At 63.7% G+C, this 26,840-nt stretch carries 29 protein-coding genes; 15 read left to right on the top strand and 14 right to left on the bottom strand.

Annotation, left to right across the window (positions count from 1 at the left end; genetic code table 11):
• Nucleotides 1-30 precede the first annotated feature (30 nt).
• From rsmG to hemJ, 5 genes are all read right to left on the bottom strand, one after another.
• Nucleotides 31-804, bottom strand: coding sequence for a 16S rRNA (guanine(527)-N(7))-methyltransferase RsmG (rsmG, locus tag IVB19_RS37160; RefSeq protein ID WP_018459644.1), 774 nt, complete (start codon nt 802-804; stop codon nt 31-33).
• Nucleotides 805-811: 7 nt separating this feature from the next.
• Nucleotides 812-2,692: a tRNA uridine-5-carboxymethylaminomethyl(34) synthesis enzyme MnmG gene (mnmG, locus tag IVB19_RS37155; protein WP_018459643.1), complete on the bottom strand. Its 1,881-nt coding sequence runs from the start codon at nt 2,690-2,692 to the stop codon at nt 812-814.
• Between the two features lie 434 nt (nt 2,693-3,126).
• A complete protein-coding gene (mnmE, locus tag IVB19_RS37150) occupies nt 3,127-4,485 on the bottom strand; it encodes a tRNA uridine-5-carboxymethylaminomethyl(34) synthesis GTPase MnmE (RefSeq protein ID WP_247295821.1) in 1,359 nt (452 codons plus the stop codon).
• A 309-nt stretch (nt 4,486-4,794) separates the two neighbouring features.
• A complete protein-coding gene (gene rho / locus IVB19_RS37145; RefSeq protein ID WP_007598612.1) occupies nt 4,795-6,060 on the bottom strand; it encodes a transcription termination factor Rho in 1,266 nt (421 codons plus the stop codon).
• Between the two features lie 247 nt (nt 6,061-6,307).
• The gene (hemJ, locus tag IVB19_RS37140) at nt 6,308-6,742 is read right to left on the bottom strand and encodes a protoporphyrinogen oxidase HemJ (protein WP_018459641.1); all 435 of its coding nucleotides are present in this window, start codon (nt 6,740-6,742) and stop codon (nt 6,308-6,310) included.
• Nucleotides 6,743-7,203: 461 nt separating this feature from the next.
• Between hemJ and IVB19_RS37135 the strand changes: the two genes are divergently transcribed.
• From IVB19_RS37135 to dnaQ, 4 genes are read left to right on the top strand one after another with little or no spacing between them, the layout of a single operon-like run.
• A complete protein-coding gene (locus tag IVB19_RS37135; RefSeq protein WP_018459640.1) occupies nt 7,204-8,043 on the top strand; it encodes a pyruvate, water dikinase regulatory protein in 840 nt (279 codons plus the stop codon).
• A gap of 18 nt (nt 8,044-8,061) precedes the next feature.
• Nucleotides 8,062-8,670 (top strand): Maf family nucleotide pyrophosphatase, encoded by a 609-nt coding sequence (locus IVB19_RS37130; protein WP_247295824.1) that lies wholly within the window; start codon nt 8,062-8,064, stop codon nt 8,668-8,670.
• Nucleotides 8,671-8,693: 23 nt separating this feature from the next.
• A complete protein-coding gene (gene coaE, locus IVB19_RS37125; RefSeq protein ID WP_085349243.1) occupies nt 8,694-9,293 on the top strand; it encodes a dephospho-CoA kinase in 600 nt (199 codons plus the stop codon).
• A 28-nt stretch (nt 9,294-9,321) separates the two neighbouring features.
• Complete coding sequence (gene dnaQ / locus IVB19_RS37120; RefSeq protein WP_018459637.1) at nt 9,322-10,038, top strand: DNA polymerase III subunit epsilon; 717 nt, start codon at nt 9,322-9,324, stop codon at nt 10,036-10,038.
• On the opposite strand, the gene secB is transcribed toward dnaQ, so the two are convergent.
• Nucleotides 10,035-10,517, bottom strand: a complete 483-nt coding sequence (gene secB / locus IVB19_RS37115; protein WP_007598595.1) for a protein-export chaperone SecB — start codon at nt 10,515-10,517, stop codon at nt 10,035-10,037. The two genes, dnaQ and secB, sit on opposite strands and share 4 nt — an antisense overlap.
• Nucleotides 10,518-10,931: 414 nt before the next feature.
• Between secB and IVB19_RS37110 the strand changes: the two genes are divergently transcribed.
• The 3 genes from IVB19_RS37110 to IVB19_RS37100 are packed head-to-tail and all read left to right on the top strand — an operon-like array spanning nt 10,932 to nt 13,715.
• Entirely contained in the window at nt 10,932-11,627 is a 696-nt protein-coding gene (locus IVB19_RS37110) for a Tim44/TimA family putative adaptor protein (RefSeq protein ID WP_007604067.1), read from the top strand.
• The gene (mltA, locus tag IVB19_RS37105) at nt 11,605-13,128 is read left to right on the top strand and encodes a murein transglycosylase A (protein ID WP_247820858.1); all 1,524 of its coding nucleotides are present in this window, start codon (nt 11,605-11,607) and stop codon (nt 13,126-13,128) included. The genes IVB19_RS37110 and mltA overlap by 23 nt, the downstream gene beginning before the upstream one ends.
• On the top strand, nt 13,125-13,715 hold the full coding sequence (locus IVB19_RS37100) for a Smr/MutS family protein (RefSeq protein WP_247820857.1): 591 nt from the start codon (nt 13,125-13,127) through the stop codon (nt 13,713-13,715). The genes mltA and IVB19_RS37100 overlap by 4 nt, the downstream gene beginning before the upstream one ends.
• Here IVB19_RS37100 and IVB19_RS37095 read toward each other — a convergent pair.
• The 5 genes from IVB19_RS37095 to hslV are packed head-to-tail and all read right to left on the bottom strand — an operon-like array spanning nt 13,712 to nt 17,886.
• Nucleotides 13,712-14,836, bottom strand: coding sequence for a hypothetical protein (locus IVB19_RS37095; RefSeq protein WP_018459634.1), 1,125 nt, complete (start codon nt 14,834-14,836; stop codon nt 13,712-13,714). The genes IVB19_RS37100 and IVB19_RS37095 overlap by 4 nt on opposite strands.
• A gap of 28 nt (nt 14,837-14,864) precedes the next feature.
• The gene (hslU, locus tag IVB19_RS37090; RefSeq protein ID WP_018459633.1) at nt 14,865-16,169 is read right to left on the bottom strand and encodes an ATP-dependent protease ATPase subunit HslU; all 1,305 of its coding nucleotides are present in this window, start codon (nt 16,167-16,169) and stop codon (nt 14,865-14,867) included.
• A gap of 53 nt (nt 16,170-16,222) precedes the next feature.
• A complete protein-coding gene (locus IVB19_RS37085) occupies nt 16,223-16,840 on the bottom strand; it encodes a DUF2585 domain-containing protein (protein WP_018459632.1) in 618 nt (205 codons plus the stop codon).
• Nucleotides 16,837-17,322, bottom strand: coding sequence for a GNAT family N-acetyltransferase (locus IVB19_RS37080; protein ID WP_018459631.1), 486 nt, complete (start codon nt 17,320-17,322; stop codon nt 16,837-16,839). The genes IVB19_RS37085 and IVB19_RS37080 overlap by 4 nt, the downstream gene beginning before the upstream one ends.
• A gap of 3 nt (nt 17,323-17,325) precedes the next feature.
• The gene (hslV, locus tag IVB19_RS37075; RefSeq protein ID WP_018459630.1) at nt 17,326-17,886 is read right to left on the bottom strand and encodes an ATP-dependent protease subunit HslV; all 561 of its coding nucleotides are present in this window, start codon (nt 17,884-17,886) and stop codon (nt 17,326-17,328) included.
• A 189-nt stretch (nt 17,887-18,075) separates the two neighbouring features.
• On the opposite strand from hslV, the gene hisB reads away from it, so the two are divergent.
• The 8 genes from hisB to IVB19_RS37035 all read left to right on the top strand — a co-directional run bounded on the left by hisB (nt 18,076) and on the right by IVB19_RS37035 (nt 23,184).
• Entirely contained in the window at nt 18,076-18,669 is a 594-nt protein-coding gene (hisB, locus tag IVB19_RS37070) for an imidazoleglycerol-phosphate dehydratase HisB (protein WP_007604059.1), read from the top strand.
• 66 nt (nt 18,670-18,735) lie between these two features.
• The gene (locus IVB19_RS37065) at nt 18,736-19,266 is read left to right on the top strand and encodes a DUF2628 domain-containing protein (protein WP_018459629.1); all 531 of its coding nucleotides are present in this window, start codon (nt 18,736-18,738) and stop codon (nt 19,264-19,266) included.
• Complete coding sequence (gene hisH, locus IVB19_RS37060; RefSeq protein WP_018459628.1) at nt 19,263-19,913, top strand: imidazole glycerol phosphate synthase subunit HisH; 651 nt, start codon at nt 19,263-19,265, stop codon at nt 19,911-19,913. The genes IVB19_RS37065 and hisH overlap by 4 nt, the downstream gene beginning before the upstream one ends.
• On the top strand, nt 19,901-20,647 hold the full coding sequence (gene hisA, locus IVB19_RS37055; protein ID WP_018459627.1) for a 1-(5-phosphoribosyl)-5-[(5-phosphoribosylamino)methylideneamino]imidazole-4-carboxamide isomerase: 747 nt from the start codon (nt 19,901-19,903) through the stop codon (nt 20,645-20,647). Before hisH ends, hisA begins: the two co-directional genes overlap by 13 nt.
• A 10-nt stretch (nt 20,648-20,657) precedes the next feature.
• Nucleotides 20,658-21,434, top strand: coding sequence for an imidazole glycerol phosphate synthase subunit HisF (hisF, locus tag IVB19_RS37050; protein ID WP_018459626.1), 777 nt, complete (start codon nt 20,658-20,660; stop codon nt 21,432-21,434).
• Nucleotides 21,435-21,534: 100 nt separating this feature from the next.
• Nucleotides 21,535-21,861: a phosphoribosyl-ATP diphosphatase gene (locus tag IVB19_RS37045; protein ID WP_007598445.1), complete on the top strand. Its 327-nt coding sequence runs from the start codon at nt 21,535-21,537 to the stop codon at nt 21,859-21,861.
• Nucleotides 21,862-21,881: 20 nt separating this feature from the next.
• Nucleotides 21,882-22,838 (top strand): type I pantothenate kinase, encoded by a 957-nt coding sequence (coaA, locus tag IVB19_RS37040; protein WP_007598451.1) that lies wholly within the window; start codon nt 21,882-21,884, stop codon nt 22,836-22,838.
• A gap of 106 nt (nt 22,839-22,944) precedes the next feature.
• Entirely contained in the window at nt 22,945-23,184 is a 240-nt protein-coding gene (locus IVB19_RS37035) for a hypothetical protein (protein WP_018459625.1), read from the top strand.
• An 84-nt stretch (nt 23,185-23,268) separates the two neighbouring features.
• Here IVB19_RS37035 and IVB19_RS37030 read toward each other — a convergent pair whose 3' ends face one another.
• The 3 genes from IVB19_RS37030 to IVB19_RS37020 form a co-directional block, all read right to left on the bottom strand.
• Nucleotides 23,269-23,898: a histidine phosphatase family protein gene (locus IVB19_RS37030; protein ID WP_247820856.1), complete on the bottom strand. Its 630-nt coding sequence runs from the start codon at nt 23,896-23,898 to the stop codon at nt 23,269-23,271.
• A 101-nt stretch (nt 23,899-23,999) separates the two neighbouring features.
• Complete coding sequence (locus tag IVB19_RS37025; protein ID WP_018459623.1) at nt 24,000-26,225, bottom strand: ATP-binding protein; 2,226 nt, start codon at nt 26,223-26,225, stop codon at nt 24,000-24,002.
• Between the two features lie 140 nt (nt 26,226-26,365).
• Complete coding sequence (locus IVB19_RS37020) at nt 26,366-26,833, bottom strand: hypothetical protein (RefSeq protein ID WP_085349256.1); 468 nt, start codon at nt 26,831-26,833, stop codon at nt 26,366-26,368.
• Nucleotides 26,834-26,840 lie beyond the last annotated feature (7 nt).

Here is a 26,840-nt window from a genome sequence, read left to right as displayed (position 1 = left end):
CGCAAATTCCCCCACTCGGCCCCTGACGCCTCACCCGCGCCGTTCGACGGAAGCCAGCTCGACGATCCAACCGTCGCCTGTACGGCTGTGGTGGAGCTGCGGCTGAATATTCCAATATTTAGTGGCTTCGGTCAATTCAGACTCTACATCTTGACCCTTGAGAAACAACGCCTTTGCGCCCCGGCGCATCAGCGGCTCCGCAAAGCCGATGAGTTGATGTAGCGGAGCCAGCGCACGCGCGGTGACGCAATCGACCGGGCCGGTGATTCTATCCACATTATCCCCGATCTCAGCGAGATGTACGACTCCCGGAGATGTCGTGACGCGCACGGCTTCGCGCAGGAAGGCCGCCTTCTTGGCGATTCGCTCGACCAGATGGACGCTCGCCCCGGCCGTCCCGGCCATGGCGCAGGCCAGGACGATCCCGGGAAAGCCGCCACCGCTGCCGAGGTCGGCCCAACGTTTGGCCGATGGGGCGAGAGCGACGAGCTGAAGAGAGTCGGCGATGTGCCGGGTCCAGAGGTACGGCAATGTCGAGGGCGCGACGAGGTTGGTCTTGGCCTGCCACTCCCGCAGCAGTGCGATGTAGCGATCGAGCCGGGCTTCCGTTTCATGTGAAACAGGCGCGAGGTTGAGCGCCGCAACCTTGTCGGCTGCAATGACGACGTCCCACGATCGATCGTTGGCGCTGGCCTTGTCGATCTTTGGCCGGGCAGGCGCCGGTTCGGAGCGAACACCGGCACCCTCACCCGCCGAGGGTTTTCCTGAAGACGATCTGCCGCCGCCCGGCCCGCGCTGTTTCACGTGAAACCTATGCGATTACTTTGGAAGTCTTCCGCGCTTCGCGGCGGAGATAGGCCGCAAGAATGCCGAGCGCGGCAGGCGTCATGCCGTCGATTCGGCCGGCCTGGCCAACGGTGAACGGCCGCGCGTTCTCCAGCTTGGCCCGCACCTCATTGGAGAGACCGGGGACCTGCTGGTAATCGACGTCCGACAACACCATCCCCTCGTCCCGCCTGAAGGCTTCGACGTCCGCGCTCTGGCGCTCCAGATAGACATCGTACTTCGCGTCGATCTCGAGATGGGTGGCAATGACGGGATCAATGCCGGACAGCTCGGGCCAGATCGCACGGACCTGGCTCCAGCCAATATCGGGATAGGCCATCAGTTCGAAAGCCGAGCGCCGCTGGCCGTCCCGGTTCAGGGACAGACCATGCTTGATCGCTTCGTTCGGAGTGATCGTCAGCGACTTCGAGAGCGCTCGTGCCGCATTCAGGGCGTCCATCTTGGCGCGATGATGCACCGTCCGGGCGCTGCCAACGCAGCCCAGAGCGACGCCCTTCTCGGTCAAACGCTGATCGGCATTGTCGGCACGCAGTGTCAGGCGGTACTCGGCCCTGGAGGTGAACATCCGATAGGGTTCGCTGATGCCGCGGGTGACGAGGTCGTCGACCATGACGCCAAGATAGCCATCAGCTCGGTCGAACACTGTCAGCGCGGCGCCGCTCGCAGCCAATGCCGCGTTCAGCCCGGCCACGATGCCCTGGCCGGCAGCTTCCTCGTACCCCGTGGTGCCATTGATCTGGCCGGCCAGGAACAGACCGCGCAGGCGCTTGGTCTGGAGGGTCGGATCGAGCTCACGCGGATCGATGTGGTCGTATTCGATGGCATAGCCCGGCCGGACCATCTTCACCCGCTCCAGGCCGGGAATGGTTGCGAGAATGGCGAGCTGAACGTCCTCCGGCAGCGAGGTCGAGATGCCGTTGGGATAGACAGTGCTGTCGTCGAGCCCTTCCGGCTCCAGGAAGATCTGGTGACCGTCGCGATCGCCGAAGCGAACGATCTTGTCCTCGATCGAGGGGCAATAGCGCGGTCCGGAGCTCTTGATCTGGCCGGAGTACATCGGAGAGCGATGAACATTGGCCCGGATCACCTCATGGGTGGCGGAATTGGTTCGGGTGATTCCGCACTGGATCTGCGGCGTCGTGATCCGCTCGGTCACCATCGAAAACGGCTCCGGAGGCTCGTCCCCCGGCTGCATCTCGACCGCCGACCAGTCGATCGTCGTGCCATCCAGACGCGGCGGAGTGCCCGTCTTGAGCCGTCCAAGGGTGAATCCGGCGCGCTCGAACGAGGTCGAAAGGCCCATCGCAGGCGCCTCGCCGACCCTGCCGGCGGGCCAATTCTTCTCTCCGAGATGGATCAGACCGCGAAGGAAGGTGCCGGTGGTGACGACGACAGCCCCTGCCCGAAGCTCGCGGCCATCTGCCAGGCGCAGGCCGATCACCCGTCCCTCGACCACGATCAGCTCGTCCGCTTCGCCTTCGACCACGGAAAGACCCTCGGTCTCCCGGATCGCCGCCTGCATCGCGGCCGCATAGAGCTTCCGGTCGGCCTGCGCGCGCGGACCACGGACCGCTGGGCCCTTACGGCGATTGAGAACGCGAAACTGAATACCGCCGGCGTCGCCGACCCGGCCCATCAGACCATCGAGCGCGTCGACCTCGCGAACCAGATGGCCCTTGCCGAGACCGCCAATGGCGGGATTGCAGGACATCGCGCCGACCGTGGAGAAGCGGTGCGTCACCAGAGCGGTCGCCGCGCCCATCCGGGCAGAGGCAGAAGCGGCCTCACAGCCGGCATGGCCGCCGCCAATCACAATGACGTCGAAGCTCTCTCGCTCTGTGCGCATGGACGGACTTCTAGCTCAGAGGCGGGGAAGCCGGAAGCGGAAACTGGAAAGGCGGTTGTTTCACGTGAAACGGTGCAAGCGGAGCCCAGATGTTTTTCGCGAAAACAACCCCAGGCACAGTAGAACCGCCCTTGGAAAGATTATCATTTTCAGTGGGAGAAAACGGAGCTCCCGACGCATAAAGTGTCTACTGAAGGGCCGTAACGTCCAGATGCGGCCCGGTCTCGAAGCTCGATGGCAGCGGCATACTCCCATCATCGCGAGCGGAGTGATCCGGGATCTCTCCGCTCACCCGCTCCCTTAGCTGCCACGTTTGCCAGCAAATATGGGTAATGGAGTCACGTTTTACGTGAAACGTCTCGGAACGCGACCGCAGTGTTTCACGTGAAACGAAGAAGTGGAACAAAGGCTAGTTGTACAATGAAGAACTAGGGCTACTTCCCAACGCAGAACTTCTGAAAAATCGCCCCCAGGACGTCCTCGACATCCACCCGACCCAGCAGCCGGCCCAAGGCATAGGCCGCAGCGCGCAGCTCTTCGGCGGCAAGCTCCTCGCCGTCTTCTACAAGCTCCAGACTCCGCCGCAAGCTGTCCGACGCCCGGCGCAGCAAATCCCGCTGCCGGGCCCGGGTCACCAACGCGCCCTCAGTCGTTCCGAAGAAGTCGGCGGCGAATTTCACCATAGCATCGACCAGCGCGGGAATGCCGTCCCCCCGGCTGGCGGCGATTCCGAACTCACCGTACAGGCCGACGTCCTCGACCCCGCCGAGATCGATCTTGTTGCGCACGATCCAGACCGAACCGCCGGAGCGGCTGCCTGCATTGCCGGACTTCCCCAGCAACGGCATTGCGGCCGGATCGACCGCGCGCCCCGCCTCCACCAGCCACAACACGAGGTCGGCGTCTTCGGCTCGGGCTCGCGCCCGGCGAACACCCTCCTGCTCCACCGGATCGTCGGTCTCGCGAATGCCGGCCGTGTCGATCACCGTGACGGGATAGCCATCAAGATCGAGCTGCACCTCGATCACATCGCGTGTCGTGCCGGCATGCGGCGAGACGATCGCGACGTCGCGGCGCGCGAGCTGGTTGATCAGCGTCGACTTGCCGACATTCGGCTCGCCCGCGATCGCAACCACCAGGCCGTCGCGCAAGCGTTCAGCTTGTCCCTGTGCCGCAAGGACTTCTGCGATTTCGTCATGCAGCGCACTGATCGCCTTGACCGCAGGCGCTCTCAACTCGGCGGGCACATCGCCCTCGTCGGAGAAATCGATGCCGGCCTCGATCAAGGCCGAGGCGTCGATGATGCGCTCGCGCCAGTCGCGCGCGCGATTGCCGAGGAGACCCTGCAACTGCCGCAACGCCTGGCGGCGCTGGCGGTCGGTGTCGGCATGAATGAGATCGTCGAGGCCCTCCGCCTCGGTCAGGTCGAGCTTGCCGTTCTCGAAGGCGCGCCGGGTGAATTCGCCCGGTTCGGCAGCTCGCATATTCGGAATTACGGAAATTGCGGTAAACAGTGCGGCCAGCACCGCGCGGCCGCCATGGACGTGAAATTCGGCGACGTCCTCGCCGGTCGCGCTGCCGGGCCCCGGAAACCACAACACCACCGAATCGTCGATCGGCTGGCCCACGCCGTCATGAAGGAGCCGGCGGCTGGCCTGCCTCGGCGCCGGCAGCTTGCCCGCCAGCGTCGTCAGCACCAGGCTGGCGCCTGGCCCGGAGACACGCACCGCCGCAAGCGCACTTGGCGGACGGCCAGACGACAGTGCAAAGATGGTGTGGTCTCGCGGATACATAGCCTATTTGTCCGGCTGAAAGGGAAAAGGCAAACATCCGTTTCGGCTGACAAATCGAGCGATTATGCTGCTTGGATTCTCGCAGCAAAACCAATAGTGCGATGCAATAAATTCGCGAGCGTCTACTGCAAGAACCACTTGCAACGGAATGAGCGGCATCCCTCGATCCGCTATTCATAAATTATATCAACATCTTAGACGACGCCTACTCCAGACGACAACGCCCCGCCATGCTGCAGCTCGCTGCAACAAAGTCGCACAAAGAAAAAGGGCGCCCGAAGGCGCCCTTTGGATCATGTTGCACTGCAATCAGGTGTTCATCGAATCGAAGAACTCGGAATTGCTCTTGGTCGAGCGCAGCTTGTCGAGCAGGAAGTCGATGCCGTCCATCGTCCCCATCGGATTCAGGATGCGGCGGAGTACGTACATCTTCTTCAAGACCACCGGATCGGTGATCAGCTCTTCCTTACGGGTGCCGGAGCGCGAAATGTCGATCGCCGGGAAGGTCCGCTTGTCCGACACCTTGCGATCGAGGATCAGCTCGGAGTTGCCGGTGCCCTTGAACTCTTCGAAGATGACTTCGTCCATACGGCTGCCGGTATCAACCAGCGCAGTCGCGATGATCGTCAGCGAGCCGCCCTCTTCGATGTTGCGGGCGGCGCCGAAGAACCGCTTCGGCCGCTGCAGCGCGTTGGCATCGACACCGCCGGTCAGCACCTTGCCCGATGACGGCACCACGGTGTTGTAGGCGCGGCCGAGGCGCGTGATGGAGTCCAGCAGGATCACGACGTCGCGGCCATGCTCAACCAGACGCTTGGCCTTCTCGATCACCATCTCGGCGACCTGGACATGGCGCACCGCCGGCTCGTCGAAGGTCGAGGAGACGACCTCGCCCTTCACCGAGCGCTGCATGTCCGTGACTTCTTCCGGACGTTCGTCGATCAGGAGCACGATCAGATAGCACTCGGGATGATTATGCGCGATCGAGTGCGCGATGTTCTGCATCAGCACGGTCTTGCCCGTGCGCGGCGGCGCGACGATCAGCGCGCGCTGACCCTTGCCGATCGGCGCAACGATGTCGATCACCCTTGCAGACAGGTCTTTCCGCGTGGGGTCGTCGATTTCCATGCGGAAGCGCTGATTCGGAAACAGCGGCGTGAGGTTGTCGAAATTGACCTTGTGCTTGGCCTTTTCCGGGTCCTCGAAATTGAGCGTGTTGACCTTCAGCAGCGCGAAATAGCGCTCGCCCTCCTTCGGGCTGCGGATGTGGCCTTCGATAGTGTCGCCGGTGCGCAGGCCAAAACGGCGGATCTGCGAGGGCGAAACGTAGATGTCATCCGGGCCCGGCAGATAATTCGCATCGGGCGAGCGGAGGAAGCCGAAGCCGTCGGAGAGAACCTCGACGACGCCTTCGCCGACGATGTCGGTCTCGGCGAGCGCAAGCTGCTTGAGGATGGCGAACAGCAGCTCCTGCTTGCGCATGGTGCTGGCATTCTCGACCCCATTCTCTTCCGCGAACGAGACGAGCTCGGCCGGCGTCTTCGACTTGAGGTCCTGGAGTTTGATTTCCCGCATTGGGGTGGTCCTGTGGGGTAACCTGGGAGGGGGGTGCGAGGAGGCTCTGAAATGCGGACGCGAAAAGGTAAGGTCCGCAGGTCTGGCAAGGAGAGCGCCGGTGAGGCTTCAAACCTGATGGGGTGTCCGGCCTCTGGAAAGCTCAGACACGACCACATCCGCCTGCGTTGGGTGGGATATCGCTAATATAGAAAATCGCCTCACACTCCGCAAGCAGAAGCACTGAGCGATTGTTCGCGACCGCTGCCTAGAACGGCTTCACGATCACCATGATGACGATCAGAATCATCAAGGCAGTTGGTACCTCGTTGATAATCCGATAGAATTTCTGGCTCCGGGGGCGCCGGTCCGCCGCGAAATCCTTCAGCCAGCGCGAAAAAAAGCCGTGGACCGCGGACATCGCCAGGACCAGTGCCAGTTTTACGTGCAGCCAGCCGAAAGTGAACCAGTGTCCAGCCCAGGCGAGGTAGAGCCCGGCGAGCCAGGTCACGATCATAGCGGGGTTGATGATCGCCTTGAACAGCCGCCGTTCCATGATCTTGAACGTTTCCGACTGCTGCGAGCCGACTTCAGCCTCGCAATGATAAACGAACAGCCGTGGCAAATAGAGCATGCCCGCCATCCAGGAAATGACGGCGATCACATGCAGCGCCTTGATCCAGAGGTAGACGTCTTCAAACATGTCTGGGGGTCCGGATTCCTGCCCAGCCGAGGGGAAACGTTGGGGATAGTAAGAACTCGTTAAGGTCTTGCCTGCACACATATCCGTCCGTAGCGCCCTTCTCCAATAAGAATCTTAGATTCTTAAGGTTTGAGTCTATGTGACGGTGAATTGGACTCACACATCTCCGTCCGCCCGTTCACACGCGCTTGTTCACATCCATCAACATATCCTCTGACAGCTCCGGCCGCTTTCGATAAGTCGGTCAGCTTCAAAGGCTTGCGCGTTTCTGTCGGCAGCTTATCAAGAGGGTTATCGACGCAATCCCGTTTCCCTTTCGGGAGGGCGTCGAAGTTGTTCTCAGGGGCAGCGGTGTGAAGAAAATCCGCCGTTGTCCCGCCCCCGGTGTCGCACATCCCTTTCCGGGAGGTTAAGCTCCACAGAAATCCACAAACCACACCGACTCCATACAAAGGGCTTTTGTGCCGACTTCGAACAATTATTTCCATCTGCACCTCGTCTCCGACTCCACCGGTGAGACGCTGATCACGGTCGCGCGCGCCGTTGCCGCCCAGTACGCCAACGTGACCCCGGTCGAGCACGTCTATCCGCTGGTGCGCAGCCAGAAACAGCTCGATCGCGTGCTCGACGAGATCGAGGAAGCGCCGGGAATCGTGCTGTTCACGCTGCTCGAGAAGGATCTGGTTTCGAGGCTCGAGGATAAGTGCAAGGGGATCAATGTTCCGAGCCTGTCGATCATCGGGCCGGTGATGCAGTTGTTCGAGGCCTATCTCGGAGCTGCCACGACCGGCCGGGTCGGCGCCCAGCACGTGCTCAATGCCGAATACTTCAAGCGTATCGACGCGTTGAACTACACGATGATCCACGATGACGGCCAGCATGTCGAAGGGCTCGACGACGCGGACGTGGTGCTCGTCGGCGTTTCCCGCACCTCCAAGACCCCGACGTCGATCTACCTTGCCAACCGAGGCATCCGCACTGCCAACGTGCCGCTGGTTCCAGGCATTCCGGTGCCCTCGCAACTGGAGACGTTGACGCGACCGCTGGTGGTGAGCTTGCATGCGACGCCGGAACGATTGATCCAGGTGCGCACGAACCGCCTGCTCTCCATGGGGGCCGATTCCAGCAGCGACACTTATACCGACAAGCAATCGGTCGCCGAGGAGGTCGCATTTGCCCGCAAGCTGAGCGCCAAGCACGATTGGCCGCTGCTCGACGTCACGCGGCGCTCGATCGAGGAAACCGCCGCGGCGATCATGAAACTTTACAGCGATCGTCAGCGTAACCGGCCTTCTGAATAGCTTTGGGATAGTTTCGCGATGGGTCTCTGGCTCGGCAAATCTTCGTTGATCCTGGCCTCGCAGAGCAGCGCGAGAAAGATGCTCCTGGCGAATGCCGGGCTCGAGTTCAAGGCGATCACGGCTGATATCGACGAGCGCGGCATCCAGGCCGCCTCCGGGCTTTCTGGTCCGCGCGAGATTGCCCTGCTGCTGGCGCGCGAAAAAGCCAAGGCAGTCTCGGCCCATCACGTTGGAAGCACCGTCATTGGTGCTGATCAAACGCTGGCGCTTGGCGATCGCCTCTTCAACAAGCCAGCGGGCCGCGCCCAGGCGCTGGCGCAGCTGCGCGATCTCTCCGGCCATAGCCATGAGCTGAATTCCGCCGTGGCGATCGCACGCGATGGCGAGATCATCTTCGAGGACGTCTCGGTTGCCTGCCTCACGATGCGGCAGATGACCGAGGCCGAGCTTTCGGCCTATCTCGACATCGCCGGCGGCGCCGTCAGCACCAGCGTCGGCGGCTATCAGCTCGAAAGCCTGGGGATCCATTTGTTCGAGCGTATCGAGGGCGACCACTTCACCATTCTCGGCTTGCCGCTGCTGCCGCTGCTTGCGTTCCTGCGGCGCGAGCGGCTAGTTGCGGTGTGACTGGCAGATATGGTTGGGCGCTGATGCGGATCCTGGGACTGACCGGCTCGATCGGGATGGGCAAATCCACCACCGCGAAATTGTTCGCGGAGGCTGGCGTGCCTGTCTACGATGCCGATGCGGCCGTCCATCAGCTCTATGAGGGCGAGGCCGCACCCGCGATCGAGGCCGCCTTCCCCGGCACTACCGCGAACGGCAAGGTTGATCGGCCAAAACTCTCGGCGCGTGTGGTGCACGATCCTGCGGCCATCAAGCAGCTCGAGCAGATCGTCCATCCGATGCTCGGCGCTTCCCGGAAAAAGTTCTTCGCCGACGCCGAAGCCGCCAACGCGCCGGTCGTGGTGCTGGACATACCGCTGCTGTTCGAGACGGGTGGCGAGACGCGGGTCGATGCCGTAGTCGTCGTCACCACGTCTCCGGAACTGCAGCGCGAGCGGGTGCTGGCGCGCGGCACGATGGACGAGGCCAAGCTCGACGCCATCATCGCCAAGCAGACACCCGATGCGGAAAAGCGCAGGCGTGCCGATTTCGTGGTGGATACATCCCACGGACTCGAACCGGTGCGCGCCCAAATCGCGCACATCCTCGCCGACGTCGTTAAGATGCCGCAGCGGCGCGCCTGATTCGCCGCCTGACACGGCTTCCCAGATCATGCGCGAAATCGTTCTCGACACAGAAACCACCGGCCTTGACCCGTTGCGGGGAGATCGCCTGGTCGAAATCGGCTGCGTCGAGATGCTCAATCGCATGCCGACGGGGCAGAGTTTCCACGTCTACATCAATCCCGAAAGGGACATGCCGGCAGAAGCCTTTGCGGTGCACGGGCTGTCGGCCGAATTCCTGGCGACGAAGCAGCTGTTTCACGAGGTCGTCGACGATTTTCTGGAGTTCATCGGCGACGCGCCGCTGGTGATCCACAATGCCTCGTTCGACATCAGCTTCATCAATGCCGAGCTCGACCGGATCAAGCGCCCGGCGATCCCGCGCGAGCGGCTGGTCGATACGCTGCTGCTGGCTCGGCGCAAGCATCCCGGCGTGTCGAACCGGCTCGACGATCTCTGCTCACGCTATGCGATCGACAATTCACGCCGCACCAAGCACGGCGCATTGCTCGACGCCGAGCTGCTTGCGGAAGTCTATGTGGATCTGGTCGGGGCGCGGCAGTCGCAGCTGCTGCTTGCTTCGGAATCCGAAGAGACTCGCGCCAATGGGGCTGCCGATGCGCCTCGGCGGCAACGGCCGGCGCCGCTCACCCCGCGCATTTCGGACGCCGAGCGCGAGGCCCACCGGGCCTTCATCGCAACGCTCGGCGACAAGGCGATCTGGAACGAGTTCTTGCCCGCTCCAGCCGCCCCTTTGGCTGGTTAAGCCTGGCCGCTCGGCTGAGCGGCCATTTGCCGCTCCATGTTCTGGCGATAGAGGCCGACGAAGTCGACCGGATCCAGCATCAAAGGCGGGAACCCGCCGTCGCGCACGGCAGTGGCGATGATCTCACGGGCAAACGGGAACAGCAGGCGCGGGCATTCGATCATGACCAGCGGATGCAAATTGTCCTTCGGCACGTTGGAGATGCGGAAGACGCCGGCATAAGCGAGCTCGAACGAGAACATGATCTTGCCGGCGGTCTCGGCCTTGCCCTCGACCGACAGCGTCACCTCGAACTCCTGTTCGCTGAGATTGTTGGCGCTGACATTGATCTGGATGTTGATCTGGGGCGGCTGGCTCTGCTGCTGGAGCGAGCTGGGCGCATTCGGATTTTCGAACGAGAGGTCCTTGGTATATTGCGCCAGGACGTTGAGCTGGGGAGCCTGGGCCGCCTCGGGAGGGGTGCCGTTACCGTTGGTCATAAGAGTGTCTCCTTACCCGATTGGGCTGAATTTCGCGGCGGTTGGCTAACATAGGGCTACCTCGTTCCACAAGGACGAACGGTCCCGGATGGGGAATTCCGGCCACGCCCACAACTGTGGCGTTCACCCCGGCGATCCAGCGCAACTGCGCCTTAAACGATTGAAGATGCGCGATTTCCGGGCAGGATCGGGTTTCCCCTTAAGCATAAAACGCGCTACACTCGGTGCTGTGCCAAAAGGCGCCATTGGCCGGGCAAGATTTCGTGCCTACATCCCACGGACCTGACGCGCGGACCCAAAATGGTGATGTAGACTTGCCGTTCCGGTATGGAACGGTCTACTGGCCGGATCGATTTCCCGGCACGATCCTTTCGAGACGGCCCCTTCTACAGACGACCAGAAAGCGAATACGACGTGGACATCTACACCATCATCTTCCTGGCGCTGGCGGTCTTCATCTTTCTGAGGCTGCGCAGCGTGCTGGGGCAGCGCACGGGCAACGAGCGGCCGCCGTTCGACCGCAACGCGCTCCAGGGCGCCCAGGACAAGAACGTCGTCACCATGCCGGGCAAGGTCATCGACCAGGCTCCCTTGGCGCCGACGGCCGAGCCGACCCCGCCCTCCGACCGTTGGAAGGGCCTGACCGAGCCGGGCACCGTGCTCGCCCAGGGTCTCGACGCCATCGTCGAAAAGGATTCCACCTTCGATCCGCGGCATTTCATCTCCGGCGCCCGCGGCGCCTATGAGATGATCGTGCTGGCCTTTGCCAATGGCGACCGCCGCGCGCTGCGCGACCTGCTGTCGTCGGAGGTCTATGAAAGCTTCGATGCCGCGATCAAGGAGCGCGAGAAGAACGAGCAGAAGACCGAGACGCGTTTTGTCTCGATCGACAAGGCCGAGCTCGTCGGCGCCGAACTGCGCGACCGCACCGCCCAGCTCACGATCCGCTTCGTCTCGCAGATGATCTCGGCCACCCGGGACAAGGCCGGCAACATCGTCGACGGAAGCGCCGACACGGTCGCCGACATCACCGACATCTGGACTTTCGCCCGCGACATCACTTCTCGCGATCCGAACTGGAAGCTGGTTGGCACCGGAAGCGCGAATTAAGGTTTTCCTGAAGACCAGCGCGACGGCGCTTTGCGCAGGTGCCGTCGCGCTGTCGTCGTTTTCACTCGGCGCTGAGGCGGCGCGGCGCCACTATCGCAGCCATCACCATCATCTCCCGGAATTGCCTGCCGCGCCGCCGCGCGCCTTGCCATATCCGCAGCTTCCCCTGCCGCTCGAAATTCCCGGCGCCCAATATCTGCCGCTGGCCTGGGCCGACGTGAAGGGCTGGGGCGACGACAATCATCTCGCCGCCTACAAGACCTTTCGCGCGAGCTGCCGTCCGATCAACGCGCAGACCGGCGCTCCCGAACCGAAGGCTTTGGGCGCCTCGCTGGGCGAACCCTGCCGGGTCGCCAAATCGCTCGAGCTTACCGACGACGCTCGGGCCAAAACCTTCTTCGAGGAGAATTTTGCGCCGCTGCGGATCTCGCGCCTCGGCGAGCCCGATGGTTTCGTCACCGGCTATTACGAACCGGTGCTGGAGGGATCGCGCACGCAGACCGACGTCTACAATGTCCCGGTCTATCGCCGCCCCTCGAATCTCTTTGTGCGCGGTTACAAGCAGGATTCGGTCAGCCTGCCCAACAAGGGCCCGGTCTATCGCAAGATCGGCCGCCGCAAGCTCGTGCCTTATTACGACCGCGCCGAGATCGAGGACGGCAAGATCGCCGGCCGCGGACTCGAGATTACCTGGCTGAAGGACCCGACCGATCTGCTGTTCGCCCAGATCCAGGGTTCGGCGCGGATCAAGTTCGACGACGGCGGCACGGTCCGGCTCAACTACGACGCCTATAACGGCTATCCCTATACGGCGGTCGGTCGCATCCTGATCGAGCGCGGCATCATTCCAAAGGAAGAGATGTCGATGCAGAAGATCAGGGAGTGGATGGCGCAGACCCCTGACGGTGCCAAGGAGCTGCGCCGCCAGAACCGCTCCTACATCTTCTTTCGCGAGGTCAATCTATCCGACAAGGAGGAGGCGGTCGGCGCGCAAGGCATTCCGTTGACGGCCGGCCGCTCGATCGCGGTCGACAAATCGCTCCACGTCTACGGCACCCCGTTTTTCATCGAAGGCGAGCTGCCGATCGATTCCGAACGCGCGAAGACGCCGTTCCATCGCTTGATGATCGCGCAGGACACGGGCTCGGCCATCATCGGTCCGGCGCGCGCCGATCTCTATTTCGGCGCGGGTCAGGATGCCGGCCGGGTCTCCGGACGGCTGCGCCATGCCATGCATTTCGTGATGCTGGTGCCGAAGAGCCTCGATCCCACAACGCGCGGCGCGCGGCTCCCGGTGCCGGACCCGCGGCCCTCGGAGAAGATCGCAAAGCTGTTTCCGCAAACGGAGCCTGCGAAGGACAAGCCGCCTGCCGAGCTGCAAAGCAAGAGCGAGACGGTCGCTGTCGCCGGTCCAGTCCCGCTGCCGGTGCCGCGTCCCGTGATCGAGCCAGTTCAGGAGCCGCGGCGGCCGGTGAAAAATCGCTCCCATCGGCAACAATGAAGCGATCGTCCCGTCCGCCCGTGCTGGAGCCTCGTCCCTCGCCGCGCCGTCGCGCGCTGAGTGAGGAAGAGCGCGCGCTGTGGGATACGGTCGCAAAGCAGGTCAAGCCGCTGAGAAAGCATCGTGCGGCGAAGGCGCAAGCTGCACCACGCACCGAGTCTTCGCCTGCAGCGTCCGCCCCCCGGATTGCGCCGTCGCCACGTCCGATTGCCGCTGCCCCGGCACCGCGCGCAGCGAAGCCGGCGGTGCCGCCGCTGGCGCCGCTCGGCAAGCGCGAGCGCACAAAGCTGTCGCGCGGGCGCAGCGAGATCGAGGCGCGGCTCGATCTGCACGGCATGACCCAGATGCGTGCCCACCGCGCGCTGAGCGGCTTCCTGCACCGCGCCCATCATGACGGCCTGACCTTCGTGCTGGTCATCACCGGCAAGGGCCGAAGCGGCGGCGAAAGCGGCGTGCTGCGCCGTCAGGTGCCGGAATGGCTGAGCCTGCCGGAATTCCGGGCCTTCGTCGTCGGATTCGAAGAGGCCGGTATCGGCCATGGCGGCGAGGGCGCGCTCTACGTGCGGATCAGGCGGGCGAGATATTAGAACGGCCGCACGATTCCGACGCGCGGGATCAATGTGACAATCAGGCCGAAGATATTTGTCGTCTGATCTTCCGCCGAAATCAGCGGCGTCTCGCGTGCGGCGGGCAGCATCTTCACCGCGTGCAGGATCAGGAACATGCAGACTGCCCAGTTCGAGATCCAGCGCGAATAGTCGAATACCATCGCGAACATCACGACATAGGCGAGGCTGACGCCGATCAGCGCCGCAATGACGAGGCGGCGATGCGTGTCGCTTGCGAGCGCGCCGATCAAATTCGCAAAATAGCGCCACAGCGGTGTGTGCAGCCAGATCAGCAGCGCGAACACGGGCACGCCGAGGATGTTGTGCGGCAGGCGGCCCCAGGTGTCGGAAATCTCCTTCGCCAACGGCTGATACCAGATGTAGGCAAACTGCAGCAGGTCGGTCCGCGACGGATCGGCCATCCGGCTCTTCAGATCGGCGACGAAATCCGCCTCCGGGACCGGCATCGTTCCCCAAAACTGCGCGGCGAAGAACAGCGCGGAGACGGCCAGCAGGGCCATGATGCCGAACGCGACATTGGTGCGATCGCAGCCATGCGCTAGATAATGCCTGATCACGACGATGGTGATGATGGTCGGCACATACATCAAGAGATGGATGTGGTGGATCAGGACGAGAACGATCGAGAACAGCGCAGCCAGCGCCACGAACAGCAGCGAGCCGGCCGGCACCAGCAGCAGGACGATCGCCAGCGCGCAGCCATAGATGTCGAAATGGCCGAGCGTGTGCATGAAGTTCTTGAGGAAGAACGGCGAGCCCGCGATGAAGACGAACGTCGGCAATGTCTTCGCGGTGAAGCCGAACGTTGTCTGGAATAGTCTTGCGTACAGCCCGAGCGTCACCAGCCATGTAGCGCCGCCGAGCGCGAACACCAGCCATAGCGGCACCTTGTCGGTGAACAGCGCGACGATCGTCCCGATCAGCGCGCGCTTGATGAAGCCAAAATGGTAATCGACGAGGAGGTGGATGTAGGGGACGTAAGGCGGCAGCTGGATCTTGTGAACGAAGACGCCAACGATGATTGCCGCGTTGATCGCGAGCAGCAGGCGCCAGGGGTTTTGCAGGAAGCGTGCGGTCACGCCGCATCCATAGCGCGACCGTCCGGAATTACAAAATGAACCGGCTCAAATCCGCGTTCTTGGCGAGGTCGCCGACGTGCTTCTGCACGAAATCGGCGTCGACCCTGACGGTCTCGCCGCTGCGATCTGGGGCGGTGAAGGAGATCTCGTCCAGCACCCGCTCCATCACGGTCTGCAGCCGCCGCGCGCCGATGTTCTCGACGGTGGAATTCACGGCCACCGCGACGTCCGCAAGCGCGTCGATGGCGTTGTCGGTGATGTCGAGCGTGACGCCTTCGGTCTGCATCAGCGCGACATATTGCTTGATCAGCGAAGCCTCCGGCTCGGTCAGGATGCGGCGCATGTCGTCACGGGTCAGCGCCTGCAGCTCGACGCGGATCGGCAGGCGGCCCTGCAATTCCGGCAGCAAATCGGACGGTTTTGCGACGTGGAAGGCGCCTGAGGCAATGAACAGGATGTGGTCGGTCTTCACCGCGCCGTGCTTGGTCGAGACGGTGGTGCCCTCGATCAGCGGCAGCAGGTCGCGCTGCACGCCCTCGCGCGAGACGTCGCCGCCGGCGCGGCCTTCGCGGGCGCAGATCTTGTCGATCTCGTCCAGGAACACGATGCCGTTGTTCTCGACCGCACTGATCGCCTCCATCGTCAACTGATCGCTGTCGAGCAGCTTGTCGGATTCCTCGTTGATGAGGATCTCGTGCGAGCTCTCCACCGTCAGCCGCCGCGTCTTGCTGCGTCCGCCGAGCTTGCCGAAGATGTCGCCGATCGAAACCGCGCCCATCTGCGCGCCAGGCATGCCCGGGATCTCGAACATCGGAAAGCCGCTGCCGCCGCCTTGCGTCTCGATCTCGATTTCCTTGTCGTTGAGCTCGCCCGCGCGCAGCTTCTTGCGGAAGGAGTCCCGCGTCGCGGCGCTGGAATTGGCGCCGACCAGGGCATCAAGTACGCGCTCCTCAGCGGCGAGCTGCGCACGTGCCTGCACGTCTTTGCGCTTGCGCTCGCGGACCTGAGAAATCGCGACCTCGACGAGATCGCGCACGATCTGCTCGACGTCGCGGCCGACATAGCCGACCTCGGTGAATTTCGTCGCCTCGACCTTCAGGAACGGCGCGTTGGCAAGCTTGGCGAGCCGCCGCGCGATCTCGGTCTTGCCGACCCCGGTCGGGCCGATCATCAGGATGTTCTTCGGCAGCACCTCTTCGCGCAAGGAGCCTTCGAGCTGCTGCCGCCGCCAGCGGTTGCGCAGCGCGATCGAGACGGCGCGCTTGGCATCGGCCTGGCCGACGATGAAACGGTCGAGTTCGGAAACGATTTCGCGGGGGGAGAAGTCTGTCATGGGACCTTAGCTAGGATCAGATGCGGGGCGGGACAAGCCGCTTTTTTTGGCCGTCAGATGATCGGCGGACCCGATTGCCATAGTTTCACGGCCTCGATCGGATGGATCAGCATCAGGATATTGAGCGTCAGATTGTCGCGAATATGCAGCGCCAGCATGATTTCGAAGGCGAGCCCAAGCAGGATGGTCACTGATACAGGCAGCAGGCGCGCTACGAGGAAGCCCAGCATCATGGACAAATTGTCAGAGATCGAATTGACGATGCTGTCGCCGAAATAATCCAGCGAGATCGTGCCGGCGCGGTAGCGTTCGATGATGAAGGGCGAGTTCTCGACGATCTCCCAGGCACCTTCGATCAGAATGGCGATGATCAGGCGGGCGGGCCAGGACAGAGACACGAACGGCAGCCGCGCGAACAGCAGCCAGGTCAGCCCGTAAAACAGGAAGCCGTGCAGGATGTGCGAGAAGGTGTACCAGTCGGCGATGTGCTGCGAATTCTCCGAGCTGTTCACCACGCCATGCCACAGCTTGACATAGCCGCAGGTGCAGATCGGCACCCGGCCCATCGCAAGCAGGATCGAGGCCTGCATCGCCAGCAGCAGCAGCGCGATGCCGACCCAGGCGAGCGGCGGAAACGCGGCCTTGCTCTCATGCGTGGTTGCCAGCGTCATGGCTCGCGCACCATCAGGAGTGCGGGCCCGTCGGGCGTCTCGACCATGCGGTCGCGGACAAAGCCGGCCTTCTCATAGGCGCGCACGGCGCGCGCGTTGAGCGGATCAGGATCAGTGACGATGCGCGGCAGGCCCTGCCGCAACTGCGCGTCGGCGAATTGCCGGATGAATGCCGAACCGTGCCCGCGCGCGATCATGTCGCTTTCGCCGATGAACTGATCGATGCCACGGGTGGCCTCCGGTTGCGGCCCAACACCCGTATTCCAGGCGGTCAGGCGGTAGCATTGAAGATAGCCGAACGGCTTGCCTTCGGCCAACACGATGAACTGGTCCATTGCCGGCTCGCCGAGATCGCCGCTCACGAGCGCGAACTGCTCGTCCGGATCGCCCCACCATTCCCGCACATGCGCTTCGCCCAGCCATCGCCGAATCAGCGGCAGAACGGCCGCGGTCATCGGGCGGAAGGTGTAGGCGAGGGCCATGGCCTACCCGGCCGACAGCGCTTCGATGGTCACATTGCGGTTGGTGTAGACGCAGATATCGGCGGCGATGTCGAGGGAGCGGCGGACGATGGTCTCGGCGTCCTTGTCGGTGTCGAGTAGGGCGCGGGCGGCCGCCAGCGCGTAATTCCCGCCGGAGCCGATCGCCATGACGCCGGCTTCGGGCTCCAACACGTCGCCGGTGCCTGTCAGCACCAGGGAGACGTCCTTGTCGGCGACGATCATCATGGCCTCCAGCCGCCGCAAATAACGGTCGGTGCGCCAGTCCTTGGCGAGCTCGACGGCGGCCCGGGTCAATTGCCCCGGATATTGCTCGAGTTTGGCTTCCAGACGCTCGAACAGCGTGAAGGCGTCGGCGGTGGCGCCGGCAAAGCCGCCGATGACGTCGCCCTTGCCGAGTTTCCGGACCTTCCTGGCGTTGTGCTTGATCACGGTCTGGCCGATCGAGACCTGGCCGTCGCCGCCGACCACCACCTTGCCGCCCTTGCGGACCGTCAAAATCGTGGTGCCGTGCCAGCCCGGCGAGCTGTTTGGGGAGTCCTGCATGAATGATCCTCGTTGACCGGGCTGATTTAGGCGGTCGGGAGCGGGGGCACAACGGGCCGCTCCGGGCCCAATTTGCTCACCATAGGCAGAAGTAGAGGCCCGGCCAGCCGTTGCCGCAGTAGCGAAGGCGTCATTTGGCTGTTAAAAGACCGGCGTTTTCGGCCCGAACTAGGATGGAAGCGTGTTTTGATGCGCACCGCGACGATCAAGCGCAAGACCAAGGAAACCGACATCGAGGTCACCGTGAACCTCGATGGCTCCGGCGTGTCCAATATCGCGACCGGCATCGGCTTTTTCGACCATATGCTCGATCTCCTCGCCCGCCATTCCCGCATTGACCTCACGGTCAAGGCGGTCGGCGATTTGCACATCGATCATCACCATACCACCGAAGACACCGGCATCGCGCTCGGCCAGGCCGTCAAGCAGGCGCTCGGCAACATGGCGGGCATCACCCGCTATGCCGGCGTGCACATGCCCATGGACGAGACGCTGTCACGCGTGGTCATCGACATCTCGGGCCGCCCGGTCCTGGTGTTCAAGGTCGACTTCCCCCGCGACAAGATCGGCGAGTTCGACACCGAATTGGTGCGCGAGTGGTTCCAGGCCTTCGCCATGAACGCCGGCGTGACTCTTCACGTCGAGACCCTATATGGCGATAACAGCCACCATATCGCCGAGTCCTGCTTCAAGGGTCTGGCACGGGCGCTGCGCACCGCCGTCGCGATCGATCCGAAGGCGGTGGGCGAAATCCCGTCCACCAAGGGCTCGCTCGGCGGCTGACATCTTTCGGCCCGCGGCCCGCGCCGTTTGCGGTATCACTGAATTCCTAGGGAACGGGGCATCGCCATGTCCGTCTACACAGTTCATGCTCCCTCCCCCGCAGGATCCGATCTGCGCGCGACCGACAAGTTCGTCTTCGTGCGCGACGGCTTCCATTTCTGGGCGATGATCTTCGGACCGCTCTGGCTGCTGTGGAATCGGCTGTGGCTGGCGCTGATCGGCTGGGTGATCTTCGTTGCCGCCTTCAACGTCGGGCTGTCCAGCCTCGGTGTCGGCCGTTCGTCGATCTTTTTCGCCGACATCATCGTCGCGCTGCTGATGGGATTCGAGGCCTCCAGCCTGCGCCGCTGGACGCTCTCGCGCGGTAAATGGCGACAGCTCGACGTGGTGATTTCCGACGACGAGGACACCGCCGAGCGCCGCTTCTTCGAGCGCTGGAGCCAGAAGCAGCGCGGCATCGTCAACGATCAATGGGCCGTCGATCGCGGTGGCCCGCCGCCGACCCGCAACGTGCCGGGTCAGCAATTCTCCAACCCGCCGCCAATGCCGGCAGGTGGCATCATTGGTTTGTTTCCAGAACCGGGAGGGTCAAGATGAGCGTCGCCATCATCGATTACGGTTCCGGCAATCTGCATTCGGCCGCCAAGGCGTTCGAGCGCGCCGCGCGCGGCATGGACAACCCGCAAAAGGTGTTCGTCACCAGCGATCCAGACCAGGCCTACAGCGCCGACCGTCTGGTACTGCCGGGCGTCGGTGCCTTCGCTGATTGCCGGCGCGGGCTCGATGCCGTCAACGGCATGGTCGAGGCGATCACCGAAGCGGTGCGCGTCAAGGCGCGGCCGATGTTCGGCATCTGCGTCGGCATGCAGCTGTTCGCCACCCGCGGCAAGGAGCATGTGATCACGCAAGGGCTGAACTGGATCGGCGGCGACGTCGAGAAGATCACGCCGAACGACGAGAGGCTGAAGATCCCGCACATGGGATGGAATACGCTCGATGTGCTGCGCGAGCATCCGGTGCTGGACAGGCTGCCGCTCGGCCCCAAGGGCCAGCACGCTTATTTCGTGCACTCCTACCACCTCAACGCCACCAACGAGGCGGACGTGCTCGCGCGCGCCGATTACGGCGGGCCCGTCACCGCGATCGTCGGCAAGGACACCGCGATCGGGACGCAGTTTCACCCCGAGAAGAGCCAGCGCTTCGGCCTCGCCCTGATCTCGAATTTTTTGCGATGGAAACCGTGATTCTCTTTCCCGCGATCGACCTCAAGAACGGCCAATGCGTGCGCCTCGAACAGGGCGACATGGCGCGCGCGACCGTGTTCAACCTCAATCCCGCTGCGCAGGCGGCGAGCTTCGTCGCGCAAGGCTTTGAGTATCTCCACGTCGTCGACCTCGACGGCGCGTTTGCCGGGAAGCCTGTGAACGCGCAGGCCGTCGAGGCGATGCTGAAGACGATCACGATTCCGGTGCAGCTCGGTGGCGGCATTCGCGATCTCGCGACTGTCGAAGCCTGGCTCGAAAAGGGCATCACCCGCGTCATCATCGGCACCGCCGCGGTGCGCGACCCCGAATTGGTGAAGGCTGCCGCCAGGAAATTCCCCGGCCGCGTCGCGGTCGGGCTCGATGCACGTGGCGGCAAGGTCGCGGTCGAAGGCTGGGCCGAGACCTCGCAGGTGACGGTGCTGGAGATCGCACGGCGTTTCGAGGATGCCGGCGTTGCCGCCATCATCTTCACCGACATCGCGCGCGACGGCCTGCTCAAAGGCTTGAATCTCGATGCGACCATTGCGCTGGCGGATGCGATCTCGATTCCCGTGATCGCCTCCGGCGGCCTCGCCTCGATCGAGGACGTCAAGGCGATGCTGACGCCGCGCGCGAAAAAACTCGCCGGCGCGATCGCCGGCCGCGCGCTCTATGACGGCCGGCTCGATCCTGCGTCCGCCCTCGCCCTGATCCGTAACGCAGGCGCTGCCTAGGAGACCTCCGATGTTCAAGGTGCGCGTGATCCCCTGCCTCGACGTCAAGGACGGCCGGGTCGTCAAGGGCGTCAACTTCGTCGATTTGCGCGATGCCGGTGACCCCGTCGAAGCGGCGATCGCCTATGACGCCGCCGGCGCGGACGAACTTACGTTTCTCGACATCACCGCGACCCATGAGAATCGCGGCATCATGCTGGACGTGGTCCAGCGCACCGCGGAAGCCTGCTTCATGCCCCTCACCGTCGGCGGCGGCGTGCGTGAGGTGAACGACATCAAGACCCTGCTGCGCGCCGGTGCGGACAAGGTCTCGATCAACAGCGCCGCGGTGTCGCGGCGCGAGTTCGTCAAGGAAGCCGCCGAGAAATTCGGCGGGCAGTGCGTGGTGGTCGCGATCGACGCCAAGCGGGTCAAGCGCGCCGGTGGCGGAGAGCGCTGGGAGATATTCACGCATGGCGGCCGCAACTCGACCGGCATCGATGCCATCGAATATGCCCAGGAAGTGGTCTCGCTCGGTGCCGGTGAAATCCTGCTCACCTCGATGGACCGCGACGGCACGCGGCAGGGTTTTGACATCCCGCTGACCCGGGCGATCGCCGACAGCATTCCCGTTCCTGTGATCGCCTCGGGCGGCGTCGGCAATCTCGATCACCTCGTCGACGGTATTCGCGACGGCCACGCCACCGCCGTGCTGGCCGCCTCGATCTTCCATTTCGGGGAATTCACCATCCGCGAAGCCAAGGAGCACATGTCCCGGCGCGGGCTGCCCATGCGCCTCGATGCCTGACGACTCCCGTTCCTAAAAATGCTAAATCATCGGCGGGAACCGGCTTATCCCGTCAGAAACCGGCCAATCATCGGCCAAGGCGCGTTTTCCGAGTATTTGTATGCCGCGTTTCACCATCCACGATCTGGCCGAGACCATCGACGCCCGCGCGGCAGCGGGTGGCGAGGCGTCCTATACCCGCAAGCTCCTCGACAAGGGCGCCGAACATTGCGCCAAAAAGTTCGGTGAGGAGGCAGTCGAAACCGTAATCGCAGCAGTCGAAAACGATCGCGCGCATCTGATCGCCGAAGGCGCCGACCTGCTCTATCATTTCCTTGTGCTGCTCAAGGCCCGCGGCGTAAAGCTGGAAGAGGTCGAGGCCGCATTGGACAAGCGGACCAATATGTCAGGGTTGGAAGAAAAGGCGTCGCGTAAGGGCGGCAGCTAGCCGAGGTGGAGAGTCGCGTCATGGATATCCGCGCACCCGAGCAGCAGTATAATCCGTACCGCGTCTATACGCGCGAGGAGTGGTCGCGACTGCGCGACGACACGCCGATGACGCTGGAGCCGGGCGAGTTCGACCGGCTACGCTCGCTGCACGACCGCCTCGATTTGCAGGAGGTCGAGGACATCTACCTGCCGCTGTCGCGCCTGCTGTCGATTTATGTCGATGCGATGCAGCGGCTTTATTACGCGGAGCGCCAGTTCCTCAACATCCGCGACCGCAAGATGCCCTACATCATCGGCGTCGCCGGTTCGGTCGCGGTTGGAAAATCCACCACGGCCCGCGTGCTTCAGGCGCTGCTGGCGCGCTGGTCGCCGCGTCCCAAGGTCGAGCTGATCACCACCGACGGATTTCTGTATCCCAACGCCGTGCTGGAGCGGCAGGGCATCATGCAGAAGAAGGGCTTTCCGGAGAGCTACGACCTGCCGCTGCTGCTCAGCTTCCTCTCCGACATCAAGGCCGGCCGCCGCCATGTGCGCGCGCCGGTCTATTCGCATTTGACCTACGACATCGTGCCGAACCAGTGGGCCGAGATCGACCAGCCCGACATCCTGATCGTCGAGGGCGTCAACGTGCTGCAGACCGGCAAGCTGCCGCGTGACGGCAAGGCCGTGCCCGTGGTGTCCGACTTCTTCGATTTCTCGGTCTATATCGACGCGGACGAGGCGGCGCTGCGGCAGTGGTACATCAGGCGCTTCCTGTCGCTGCGCGACACCGCGTTCACCAATCCAAAATCCTACTTCAATCGCTACGCGCTGTTGTCGGACGAGGAAGCCACCGCCACCGCGATCGCGATCTGGGAACGCACCAACCTCGCAAATCTCGAGGACAACATCCTGCCGACTCGTCCCCGCGCGACCCTGATCCTGAAGAAGGGCGCCGATCACACGGTGGCGAGCGTGGCGCTCAGGCGGCTGTAGCAGCCTTGATGGACGGCGCCCTTTGTCAAATTTCGGGCTGAGTATCTTTTGTTGCAGACCGGCGAGGGGTATTTGGTTATGGCTTTCGGAAACGCAAACGGGCCCCATGGTTGATCGTCTCAGAAGCGCCGCCGAGCATCTCGAAGCACCGACCTGCCCGGACTGCCATATCGAGATGAAGTGGTTCCGCTCCGAACTGCTCGCGGACGAGCCGACCCCGATCATCGCGCATCTCTTCGTGTGTCCGCATTGCAAGCGCGCCGCCCAGGTAGACACCATGTTCAGGGGAGGCCAGGCGCCGCATGACAAGCTGTCTGCGCCGCGGTTTATGGCTTATGCCGCATAACGGTTCATCCCGTCGGAGCGCGCAGTGATGCCGGGCTCCCGGCCTGCTCCGCACCCAAGCTGACGTGCGTCGCCGGCAGGTGGCTCACTTGCCTGCCTTCGCGATCCAATCCGCAGGCTTGATGCGTCCTGCAAAGCTTGCGGGACCCGAGCCGCCGGCCTTGTAGACGAAGGCTTCACCTTCCTGCACGTCCCCGGCCTCCTTGCCGAAGGCATCGGCGATGTTGGTCTTGTGGGTGACCAGGAAGGTGTTTGTGCCGGCCTTGGGCGGCGCATCGACGAACTGCCGCACGGCCTGGCCCGCCTTTGCATTTGCACCGGTCGGATTTGCCATGCCCGACGCACTCGCGTTACTGCTGTCCGTCAATGCGTCGACCGGCTTGATCTCGCGGCCGGAGATCAGTCTGCCGGCCTCGATCGCGCGGTTCAGCCGGCTGGTGTAGACGTCGCCGATCGGGATCGCGAGTTCCTTGATGGCCGTCCCGATCTGGCGCGCCATGTCCCGGCCCTTTTCACTGAGCTGATGCTGGGCGCTCATGTCGTCGAATTTGAAAGGGTAGACATCCTTTTGGCTGTCGTCGGTAGCGGTGTGGCGAAACACCAGCACGTAGCCGCCTTGCTTGAGCGAGGCGATCAGTTGCGAGCTATCGGCCGCGGCGGCTTGAGTGGAACCACAGAGAAGGATCACGAAAGCGAGGCGGCAAAGCACGTTCATGCGAAATCCTCTGTTTAAATGCCCCAGAGGATGGTGACGTGCGACGCGGTCGATTTCAATTGTCGATTACCGGCCGAGATCAGGTTCCTATGAAATCCGAATCAAACCGCGAGCTGCCGCGCCGCCGCCAGTCCGGCCAGCGCCTCTTCCAGCTTCTCGCGATCGAGCGGCTTGATCAGAAACCCGTTCATGCCCGCTTCAAAGCAGGCGTAGCGATCTTCCACCAGCGTATTGGCGGTGAGCGCGAGGATCGGCGTGTGATGGCCGCCTCTAGCTGCCTCATGCGCACGGATTCGCTTTGTCGTTTCGATGCCGTCAAGCTGCGGCATCTGGATGTCCATCAGCACGAGATCATAGGGCGTGCCGGCCGATGCCGCGCCGAGCCAGGATTCCAGCGCGGCCTCGCCATTGATCGCGATGACGACGCGGTGGCCGAGTTTCGTCAGCAGCGAGCGCATCAACAGCGCGTTGATCTCGTTGTCCTCGGCGACGAGAACCGACAGGCCTTTCGCCGGTACCGCGGCGGTGGATGGGGCCGAGGGCTCCGGCGCGAGATCGGGCGAGGCGACCTCCGGGGGTAGCGTGAGGCGTGCGGCGAGCGAGGCCGCGCGCAGCGGCTTCACCAGGAAGCCCGTGAAGGCCGGCGAAAGTTTCTCGTGGCGCGAGCCGGACGTCAGCAGCACGAGGCGTTGCGTCGCATGACTGCGTGCGGCTTCGCCGAGGCGGTCGGCGGTGGCAGCGCCGAGCGCGCGATCGATCAGGACCGAATGCCATGAGCGTTCCGGCAGCAGCGCTTCCGCCACCGCGACGTCCGTCACCATGCAGGTCTGGCCGCCCCAGCGCTCCAGCCGGCGCGCGATCAAGGAGGCCTCGATGCCGTCGGCGATCAGCAGGATCGACTTGCCGGTGAGATCGGGGACGGGGAACGCCGTCTGTTCTGCGCCAGCGTGCGCTGGCGCGAGCGGAATCGCGACCTCGAAGGTCGAACCCTTGCCCGGCTCGCTCGTGAGCGTGATGCGGCCGCCCATGCGCTTGACGATGCGCTCGCTGATGGCGAGACCGAGGCCGGTGCCGCCATAGGTGCGGGCGACGCGTTCGTCGGCCTGCTCGAATTCGCGGAAGATGCGCTGTTGCGCGTCGGCTGCGATGCCGATGCCGGTGTCGCGCACCAGAAAACTGATCTCGTTCGGCCAGATGCCGAGCTCGACGATCAGCGCGACGCCGCCGCTCGCAGTGAACTTGATGGCGTTGCCGGCGAGGTTGAGCAGCACCTGGCGCAGCCGCGCGGCGTCGCCGACCACTTCGAGCGGCAGCCGCTCGTCGACATAGGCGGCGATCTCGAGCTGCTTCGCCTGCGCGCGCGGCGCGAGCAGCTCGGTGATGTCCTCGATCAGGGCCGAGAGCGAAAAGGGACGCTGCTCGAGATCGAGCTTGCCGGCTTCGATCTTGGAATAGTCGAGCAACTCCTCGATCAGCGCCATCAGCGCTTCGCCGGAGGTCTTCACGGCCTTGGCGTAGGTCGACTGCTCAGGCGTCAGCGTGGTGTCGAGCAGCAGCCCGCCCATACCGATGATGCCGTTCAGCGGCGTGCGGATCTCGTGCGACGCCATCGCCAGGAAGCGCGATTTGGCCCGGTTGGCGGCGTCGGCCTGATCGCGGGCGTCGGACAGCGCGCGCTCGGTCTCGGTGCGGTCGGTGACGTCGCGTCCGACGCTCTGCAATTCGGCGGGCTGGCCGGCGTCGAGGCGAACATAGCCTTCGCGCCAGGCGATCCAGCGCGCGCCGAGCGGGGTTGTGATCTTCTGGTCGTGAATGCGCGTGCCGTTGCTCTCGCGGGCGCTGTCGCCCTGCTCCAGCACGGCGAAATCAAAGCGCGTGCCGACCAGCGCGCCGCGCGCCTGTCCGGCAAGCGCGCAATAGGCGTCGTTGGCGAAGGTGATGCAGCCATTTGTGTCGCGCAGCACGATCAGATCGCCCTGCTGTTCGAACAGGCTGCGGGCGCGTTCTTCCGCTTCCTTCAGCTCCCAATTGCGGTCGATCAGCGTTTCGTTGTGGGCAGCCAGCGCCCGCATCCGCTTGTTGACGAAGCGCAGGCGCATGCTGAGCGTGGCGAGGCCGAGGCAGGCGAGCGCGAACAGGAAGCTGACGCCGATCGCAAATGCATTGGGATCGTAGCCGGACGTCTCGGACCGGCTGCCGGAGACAAACCCATAGGCGCCGCCGAAGGTCGCCGAGAAGATCATGAAGGAGCGGATCGCAAAGGCGATTCGGGGGTGCTGTCGCCTGAAGCGGCGCATGCGCACCTTGATCCGGAACGTCCGACCCATGGCCACCGACCCGACTGTTTTCTTAAAACGCTACGCTCGCTGTAAACGACGATGTGCCGCCGACCTTGCGAACAGTTTGAGGCCCTGCGACCGCCTCCAAACAGGGTTGACGAGGCGTTAACGGCGCAAAGCGACGCGGCTCAAAGCGAGGCGGCCTGGAGACGGCGGTGGCCGCCGCGGGCGCCGACGATCAGCGCCGCCGCCTCGCGCTGCGAGAAGGTTTTCGAGCGCACATAGACACGGTAATCCGCCGGCCCCTCGGTGGAGAGATAGATCACCTGACCGCCGTCGACGGGCTGCGCGGCAATCGAGATCAGGCGAGTCGAGGGGTTGGCCTGGCAGGACTCCGATTCCGAGCCGAGGCCGTCGTCGACGACGGCGAAGTCGGCCGCGTCCGCATCCTCGGTGATCTGAACCCGCACCGTGGCGCGCGCGGGATCATCGGTGAAGGCGACATGCACGCCGGCGGTCCAGAACAGCGACGTCAGCTCGACCGAGGTGTCGCCGAGGGCGATGCAGGGATGCGAGACCGATCCGATCTCGCTTCGGGCAAACACCGCGGCCGCCAACAGGGGAACAACCGACGCCAGGATCTTGAAACGCAACATGACGCGC

The sequence above is a fragment of the Bradyrhizobium sp. 187 genome, assembly GCF_023101005.1.
Classification (GTDB): Bacteria; Pseudomonadota; Alphaproteobacteria; order Rhizobiales; family Xanthobacteraceae; genus Bradyrhizobium; species Bradyrhizobium canariense_D.
Note: the sequence above shows the minus strand (reverse complement) of the source record. Positions and strands in the feature narration are given on the sequence as shown.

What these genes read in the sequence shown, in the direction of transcription:
- IVB19_RS37035 (WP_018459625.1), top strand. Translation starts at nt 22,945, where the DNA reads ATGGTTGATCGTCTCAGAAGCGCCGCCGAGCATCTCGAAGCACCGACC.
- IVB19_RS37065 (WP_018459629.1), top strand. Translation starts at nt 18,736, where the DNA reads ATGTCCGTCTACACAGTTCATGCTCCCTCCCCCGCAGGATCCGATCTG.
- IVB19_RS37085 (WP_018459632.1), bottom strand. Translation starts at nt 16,840, where the DNA reads ATGACGCTGGCAACCACGCATGAGAGCAAGGCCGCGTTTCCGCCGCTC.
- coaE (WP_085349243.1), top strand. Translation starts at nt 8,694, where the DNA reads ATGCGGATCCTGGGACTGACCGGCTCGATCGGGATGGGCAAATCCACC.
- dnaQ (WP_018459637.1), top strand. Translation starts at nt 9,322, where the DNA reads ATGCGCGAAATCGTTCTCGACACAGAAACCACCGGCCTTGACCCGTTG.
- hisF (WP_018459626.1), top strand. Translation starts at nt 20,658, where the DNA reads ATGTTCAAGGTGCGCGTGATCCCCTGCCTCGACGTCAAGGACGGCCGG.
- IVB19_RS37045 (WP_007598445.1), top strand. Translation starts at nt 21,535, where the DNA reads ATGCCGCGTTTCACCATCCACGATCTGGCCGAGACCATCGACGCCCGC.
- IVB19_RS37025 (WP_018459623.1), bottom strand. Translation starts at nt 26,225, where the DNA reads ATGGGTCGGACGTTCCGGATCAAGGTGCGCATGCGCCGCTTCAGGCGA.
- IVB19_RS37100 (WP_247820857.1), top strand. Translation starts at nt 13,125, where the DNA reads ATGAAGCGATCGTCCCGTCCGCCCGTGCTGGAGCCTCGTCCCTCGCCG.
- rho (WP_007598612.1), bottom strand. Translation starts at nt 6,060, where the DNA reads ATGCGGGAAATCAAACTCCAGGACCTCAAGTCGAAGACGCCGGCCGAG.
- hisB (WP_007604059.1), top strand. Translation starts at nt 18,076, where the DNA reads ATGCGCACCGCGACGATCAAGCGCAAGACCAAGGAAACCGACATCGAG.
- IVB19_RS37030 (WP_247820856.1), bottom strand. Translation starts at nt 23,898, where the DNA reads ATGAACGTGCTTTGCCGCCTCGCTTTCGTGATCCTTCTCTGTGGTTCC.
- IVB19_RS37130 (WP_247295824.1), top strand. Translation starts at nt 8,062, where the DNA reads ATGGGTCTCTGGCTCGGCAAATCTTCGTTGATCCTGGCCTCGCAGAGC.
- mnmG (WP_018459643.1), bottom strand. Translation starts at nt 2,692, where the DNA reads ATGCGCACAGAGCGAGAGAGCTTCGACGTCATTGTGATTGGCGGCGGC.
- hisA (WP_018459627.1), top strand. Translation starts at nt 19,901, where the DNA reads ATGGAAACCGTGATTCTCTTTCCCGCGATCGACCTCAAGAACGGCCAA.
- secB (WP_007598595.1), bottom strand. Translation starts at nt 10,517, where the DNA reads ATGACCAACGGTAACGGCACCCCTCCCGAGGCGGCCCAGGCTCCCCAG.
- hslU (WP_018459633.1), bottom strand. Translation starts at nt 16,169, where the DNA reads ATGACAGACTTCTCCCCCCGCGAAATCGTTTCCGAACTCGACCGTTTC.
- IVB19_RS37020 (WP_085349256.1), bottom strand. Translation starts at nt 26,833, where the DNA reads ATGTTGCGTTTCAAGATCCTGGCGTCGGTTGTTCCCCTGTTGGCGGCC.
- coaA (WP_007598451.1), top strand. Translation starts at nt 21,882, where the DNA reads ATGGATATCCGCGCACCCGAGCAGCAGTATAATCCGTACCGCGTCTAT.
- IVB19_RS37080 (WP_018459631.1), bottom strand. Translation starts at nt 17,322, where the DNA reads ATGGCCCTCGCCTACACCTTCCGCCCGATGACCGCGGCCGTTCTGCCG.
- mnmE (WP_247295821.1), bottom strand. Translation starts at nt 4,485, where the DNA reads ATGTATCCGCGAGACCACACCATCTTTGCACTGTCGTCTGGCCGTCCG.
- hemJ (WP_018459641.1), bottom strand. Translation starts at nt 6,742, where the DNA reads ATGTTTGAAGACGTCTACCTCTGGATCAAGGCGCTGCATGTGATCGCC.
- hslV (WP_018459630.1), bottom strand. Translation starts at nt 17,886, where the DNA reads ATGCAGGACTCCCCAAACAGCTCGCCGGGCTGGCACGGCACCACGATT.
- hisH (WP_018459628.1), top strand. Translation starts at nt 19,263, where the DNA reads ATGAGCGTCGCCATCATCGATTACGGTTCCGGCAATCTGCATTCGGCC.